Source organism: Archangium sp. (assembly GCF_036388035.1).
Classification (GTDB): domain Bacteria; phylum Myxococcota; class Myxococcia; order Myxococcales; family Myxococcaceae; genus Archangium.
Window position 1 is genome coordinate 1 of record NZ_DASVSO010000318.1, and the last position, 5607, is coordinate 5607.

6 protein-coding genes are annotated in these 5607 nt (G+C 71.8%); 2 read left to right on the top strand and 4 right to left on the bottom strand.

Annotation, left to right across the window (positions count from 1 at the left end):
• A partial coding sequence (locus VF697_RS13080) for a zinc-binding dehydrogenase (protein ID WP_331094808.1) occupies positions 1-923 on the top strand: 923 nt, incomplete at its 5' end.
• Between the two features lie 15 nt (positions 924-938).
• Here the strand turns inward: VF697_RS13080 and VF697_RS13085 are convergent.
• The 3 genes from VF697_RS13085 to VF697_RS13095 all read right to left on the bottom strand — a co-directional run bounded on the left by VF697_RS13085 (position 939) and on the right by VF697_RS13095 (position 3707).
• On the bottom strand, positions 939-1802 hold the full coding sequence (locus VF697_RS13085) for an SDR family oxidoreductase (RefSeq protein WP_331094810.1): 864 nt from the start codon (positions 1800-1802) through the stop codon (positions 939-941).
• Positions 1803-1898: 96 nt separating this feature from the next.
• On the bottom strand, positions 1899-2504 hold the full coding sequence (locus VF697_RS13090) for a DUF2378 family protein (protein ID WP_331094812.1): 606 nt from the start codon (positions 2502-2504) through the stop codon (positions 1899-1901).
• 120 nt (positions 2505-2624) lie between these two features.
• Positions 2625-3707, bottom strand: a complete 1083-nt coding sequence (locus VF697_RS13095) for an aromatic ring-hydroxylating dioxygenase subunit alpha (RefSeq protein WP_331094814.1) — start codon at positions 3705-3707, stop codon at positions 2625-2627.
• Between the two features lie 397 nt (positions 3708-4104).
• On the opposite strand from VF697_RS13095, the gene VF697_RS13100 reads away from it, so the two are divergent.
• A complete protein-coding gene (locus VF697_RS13100) occupies positions 4105-4662 on the top strand; it encodes a MarR family winged helix-turn-helix transcriptional regulator (RefSeq protein WP_414641285.1) in 558 nt (185 codons plus the stop codon).
• Positions 4663-4683: 21 nt separating this feature from the next.
• Here VF697_RS13100 and VF697_RS13105 read toward each other — a convergent pair.
• Positions 4684-5607, bottom strand: a 924-nt coding sequence (locus tag VF697_RS13105; protein WP_331094818.1) for an HAD-IC family P-type ATPase, incomplete at its 5' end; no start/stop codon positions are given.

Consider the following 5607-nt stretch of genomic DNA (forward strand, 5'->3'; position numbering starts at 1 on the left):
TCGTCCCCTCGGTCATCTCCTGCGGCGACTGCTTCCACTGCAAGAAGGGCCAGTTCTCCCTCTGCGACAACTCCAACCCCAAGCCGTCCATGGCCGAGAAGCTCTGGGGCCACGCCACGTGCGGCATCTTCGGCTACTCGCACATGATGGGGGGCTACGCGGGCAGCCACGCCGAGTACATCCGCGTGCCCTTCGCGGACGTGGGGCCGCGCAAGGTGCCCGAGGGCATCAGTGACGAGCAGGCCCTCTTCATCTCGGACGCCTTCCCCACCGGCTTCATGGGCGCGGACCTGTGCGGCATCGCGCCCGGCGACACCGTGGCGGTGTGGGGCTGCGGCGCGGTGGGCCTCTTCGCCATGAAGAGCGCGTGGCTGCTCGGCGCCGGGCGCGTCATCGCCATCGACCGGCTGGCGGACCGCCTGGAGGTGGCGCGCAAGCACTGCCAGGCCGAGGTGCTCGACTACACGAAGGTGAACGTGGCCGAGGCCCTCAAGGAGCTCACCGGCGGGCAGGGCCCGGACGCGTGCATCGACGCGGTGGGCATGGAGGCCCACGAGACGGGCTACGAGGGCGTGTACGACCGGGTGAAGCAGGCCATGCGCCTGGAGACGGAGCGCCCCTACGTGCTGCGCGAGGCCATCCAGGCCTGCCGCAAGGGCGGCACCGTCTCCATCATGGGCGTGTACGGCGCCGTGGTGGACAAGTTCCCCCTCGGCTCGGCGATGAACAAGGGCCTCACGCTGCGCATGGGGCAGATGCACGCCCAGCGCTACCTGGACCGGCTCATCGGCCACGTGGAGCGCGGCGAGGTGGACCCCTCCTTCGTGGTGTCACACCGGATGGCGCTCGACGAAGCGCCCCGGGCCTATGACATGTTCAAGAAGAAGACCGACAGCTGCCTGCGCGTGGTGCTCACCGCGTAGTCCGCCCCCAAGGGCTCAGGCCGGCAGGCCCGCCAGCTCGGCGCTCACCTTCCACAGCCGGGCGGCCAGCTCCTTGTCCCGCGAGCGCGCCGAGGACTTCGCCGGCTTGTTCTTCACGTAGTAGCCGCCGTTGACGCCCGCCAGCTCGGGCGCGCTGGCCAGGTACACGAGCGTCTCGGCCCCCTTCTCCGGCGTGTCCATGAAGGGCCGCATCAGCCGCAGCGCCAGGCCGAAGGGGCCTCCGGCGCCCTTGCCCAGCTCCGTCTTCACCCCGCCCGGGTGCATGACGTTCGTCGTGACGCCCGTGCCCTCGAGCCGGCGCGCCAGCTCGTAGGTGAAGAGGAAGTTGCCCAGCTTGGACTGCGCGAGCGCCCGGAAGGCACTCCACTTCTTCTCCCCCTGCAGGTCGTCGAAGTGGATGTTCCCCGCGGCCTCGGCCCCACCGGAGCCGTTGACGACGCGGGCGGACCCGGCGGCCTTCAGCGCGGGCAGCAGGTGGTGCGTCAGCGAGAAGTACGCCAGGTGGTTGACCGCGAACATCATCTCCAGGCCGTCCACCGTCACCTGGCGCTGGCTCACGTACAGGCCCGCCTGGTTCACCAGCACGTGCAGCCTGGCGTGGCGCGAGAGGACGTCCTCCGCGCCCTGGCGGATGGACTTCTGGGAGGACAGGTCCGCCTGGAACAGGTCCAGCGACGCGTTGCCCGTCTTGGCGGAGATCTCGCTCTTCACCGCCTCGCCCTTGGCCCGATCCCGGCAGCCGAGGATGACGGTGGCGCCCAGCCCCGCGAGCGCCGTCGCGGTGGCCTTCCCCAGGCCGGACGTGGCCCCGGTGACGAGGCAGACTTTTCCTTCCATCGACTTCGCGGACGACGACATGGGCGCTCCCTGTGATTCGGCGGAGCCGAGCCTAGTGCCAGTGCCGTCCGGCTGACCATGCCCCCTCCTCCATAAGGAGGAGCGGGCAGGGGGGTGTCAGCGCCGCGCCACCCCCGCGGCCGCGACCGAGCCGGTGGCGGCATGCGTCCAGGTGAGGCGGAACGTGGCGGCCGTCCCATCGAAGGCCACCGGCTGCACGGAGATGTCGCCGGCCCCGGCCGAGCGCAGCGTCTCCGAGAGGAAGCCGCAGGCGAAGAAGGGGTTGTCCGCGGCCACGTCCTTCATCCACAGCGTCGCCGCGTGGGTGCCCAGCTCCTCCACCTTCACCTCGTTGAAGTTGTTGCCGGCGCGCACGTTGTGCGGCACGCGCTCCAGCGTGTGCCGGGGCCCCAGCCGCGTGACGAGTGCCATGCTCGCGCGCCCCTGCGCCGTCTGCCGGTAGCCCTGCAGGTAGCGCTCCCCCAGGCTGAACCACGCCTCCCGGGGCGAGGCCGCCGGGAAGACGTCGCCCGCCGCCACGCGCAGGAAAGCTTTCCACAGCTCCAGCGGGTAGGCCGGCCGCAGCGGCTCGCTCAGGTCCAACCCCACCTCCTTCAGCCGGCGCCGGCCCTCCCGGGACAGGTGCGGCCCCAGGGCCCGGACGAAGAGGGCATCCACGGACTGCGCGAAGAGGAGCTTCTCGCTGGCGAGCGCGGAGGTCATTCCCGTAGGGTGACAGTCCCCTCCCGTGCGAGGCCATGCCCCTCCGGGAGCTCTGTGCGCTGGTGGAAGCTTGACAGCCCCGGAGGTCCCGGATTGTCCGTTGCCGGGCGGGCGGGCCGTTCACACCCGCATCTTCAGCCGCGTCTCCTGCACCGCGTCGGAGGGGACGGCCACCTTCTCGCGCTCGGCCTGGCGCAGCAGGCGGAGGATGGCCGGGCCGAGCACGTCCACCTCGGTGGAGGCGAACGTCTCCGAGCCGAAGCGGCGGATGGTCTCCGTCTGGCGCGCGAGAATCTTCGCGTCCTGCCCGAAGATGTGGAGGGCCACGGGGGTGAGGAAGGGCTTCACCAGCCAGTGCGGCAGGGGCATGCGGAAGGTGACGACGGCGTACACCACCGTGTCCCAGTCGTCCGCGGGCGTCATCGCCGAGGTGACGAGCAGGTGGCTGTCGTCGCCGATGCGGTACTCCACCTGGGCGAGCGAGGGCAGCAGGAAGCGATCGAAGTGCTGCACCACGCCGCCCCCCGGGGCCAGCAGCTTGCCCGCGAGGCCCTCCGGACGCGGCTCGCCGATGTACTCGGCCTCCACCCGGTCCGCGCCCTTGCGCACCACCACCTCGATCTCGTTCTTCTTCTTCTCGGTGCGGAACAGGCCCCCGTGGAGGAAGGCCGTATGGGGCACGTCCAGCGTGTTCTCCAGCAGCGAGTGCAGCGAGCCCTTCGCGCGCAGGGTGCGGCGCACGGTGCTGTAGCCGTGGGCGTCCAGCAGGGGGAAGCGGTAGGGCTCGCTCGTGGGCTCGACGCCGGGGGTGGAGTACACCCAGACGAAGCCGTCCTGCTCGCGCGTGGCGTGCGAGGCCGCGCAACGCGACTTGGCGCCGGGCTCGCCCAGGAGGCCGGGAATGGCGCGGCACTCGCCTCCGGCGTCGAAGCGCCAGCCGTGGTAGCCACACTGGAGCTGGCCGCCCACCACGCGCCCCAGCGACAGGGGCACGTTGCGGTGGGGGCAGCGGTCCACCAGCGCGGCGGGCTTGCCACTCTCGGTGCGGAAGAGGACGAGCGGCGTGCCCTGCAGTGTGCGCGCGAGCGGCTTGCGGCCCAGCTCCCGCGAGGCGCAGAGGATGAACCAGCTCTGCGGGAGCCGGACCACCGAGACGATTCCTGAGGGGGCGCCCGAGCCACGCGCCTCTTCGCGAGAAGACATGGGCACCAGTCTAATGAGACGCCCGCCGAGTGCACGCTTCCCGGTGACTCAGGGATGGCTCCCGGCGGGCTCCAGGCGGAGGTGCACCCCACCGCCCACCGGGGTGCGGGCTTCCAAACGGGGAGGGTCCGGGTTGCTCGGCATGCCGTGGAGAGAACGGGCGGGCAGGCCTCTCCCCACGCACTCGCCCAGCAAGGGACATTCTGCCCCAGCCCCTCGGAGCCTGGGGTGAAATGCCCCACGGGCCCCGTCGACGCCCCCACAGGGAGAGGCGCGACGCGATGCGGGGATGCCCAGGAGGGTGAGGCAGGCCCGCGGTGTGGCATTTCGCAACGGTCCGCGTGCCTGGCTCCAGAGGGCCTTGGAGCGGCATGGGCATTGCTCTACCCATCCCACCATGAGGGTGACTGTCACCTTGAAAGCGATTGACGAAGCCGGCGCTCGAGTTCCTGGGGACGAGCCCCAGGAGCCCCAGTTGGGCGAGGTGTTGGACTTCATGCGCCTGTTGTGGGCCGTGGACCATCGATTGAAGTCCACCTCGAAGCACATGGAGGCCACGCTGGGGCTGACGGGCCCGCAGCGGCTGGTGCTGCGCCTCGTGGGACGCTTCCCCGGCATCACCGCGGGCCGCCTCGCGCACATCCTCCACGTCCACCCCAGCACGCTCACCGGCGTCCTGAGGCGCTTGGAGACGCGGGGCTACCTCGAGCGCAAGTCGGATCCGCTCGACGCGCGCAAGGCGCTCTTCTGCCTCACCGAGAAGGGCCGTGCGCTGGATGCCCCCGCCGCCAGCACGGTGGAGGCCGCCGTGCAGCGGGCGCTCTCCCGCGTGCCCAAGGCGAAGATGGCCGCGGCCCAGGAGATGCTCACCGTGCTGGCCGAGGAGCTGGGCGTCGGTGACGCCCCCCTCCCCCAGGCGCTTCCCGGCCTCGTCCTCGCGCTCCGAGCCGTGTGAGCCCGGGCCCCTCGGGCCCGGCTACAGCTTCAGGCGCCTCAGCCGTAGGGCGTTGCCGATGACCGACACCGACGAGAGGCTCATCGCCGCCGCCGCCAGCATCGGGCTCAGCAGCAGCCCGAAGAAGGGGTAGAGCACCCCCGCCGCGAGGGGCACGCCCAGCGTGTTGTAGACGAAGGCGAAGAAGAGGTTCTGCCGGATGTTACGCAGCGTGCCCCGGCTCAGCTTCCGGGCCCGGGCGATTCCCCGCAAGTCTCCCTTCACCAGCGTCACCGACGCGCTCTCCATCGCGATGTCCGTCCCCGTCCCCATGGCGATGCCCACGTCCGCCTGGGCCAGTGCCGGCGCGTCGTTCACCCCGTCCCCCGCCATCGCCACCGTGCGGCCCTCGGCCTGTAGCCGCTTCACCTCGTCGCCCTTGCCCTCGGGCAGCACCTCGGCCACCACCTCGTCGAGGCCCAGCGCGCGCGCCACCGCCTCGGCCGTGGTGCGGCTGTCTCCCGTGAGCATCACCACCCGCACGCCCTCGTGGTGCAGCGTGGCGAGCGCCTCGGCCGTGGTGGCCTTGAGCGGATCCGCCACCCCGAGCAGCCCCGCCGGCCGCCCGTCCACCGCCACGTACACCACCGTCTGGCCCTCGCGCCGCAGCGCCTCCGCGCGCGGCCGCAGCGCTCCCGCGTCCACGCCGAGCGACTCCAGCAGCGCCATGTTGCCCAGCGCCACCTCCGCCCCTCCCACGCGCCCCGTCACGCCCTTGCCCGTCACCGAGCGGAAGCCCTGGGCCGCCGTCAGCACCGCCCCGCGCGCCTCGGCCCCCGCCACCACCGCCGCCGCCAGCGGGTGCTCGCTGCCCCGCTCCAGGCTCGCCGCCAGGTGCAGCAGCCGCGCCTCGTCCACGCCCTCCGCCGCCACCACCGACACCAGCTTCGGCTTGCCCTCGGTGAG

What these genes read in the sequence shown, in the direction of transcription:
- VF697_RS13100 (WP_414641285.1), top strand. Translation starts at nt 4,105, where the DNA reads ATGAGGGTGACTGTCACCTTGAAAGCGATTGACGAAGCCGGCGCTCGA.
- VF697_RS13095 (WP_331094814.1), bottom strand. Translation starts at nt 3,707, where the DNA reads ATGTCTTCTCGCGAAGAGGCGCGTGGCTCGGGCGCCCCCTCAGGAATC.
- VF697_RS13085 (WP_331094810.1), bottom strand. Translation starts at nt 1,802, where the DNA reads ATGTCGTCGTCCGCGAAGTCGATGGAAGGAAAAGTCTGCCTCGTCACC.
- VF697_RS13090 (WP_331094812.1), bottom strand. Translation starts at nt 2,504, where the DNA reads ATGACCTCCGCGCTCGCCAGCGAGAAGCTCCTCTTCGCGCAGTCCGTG.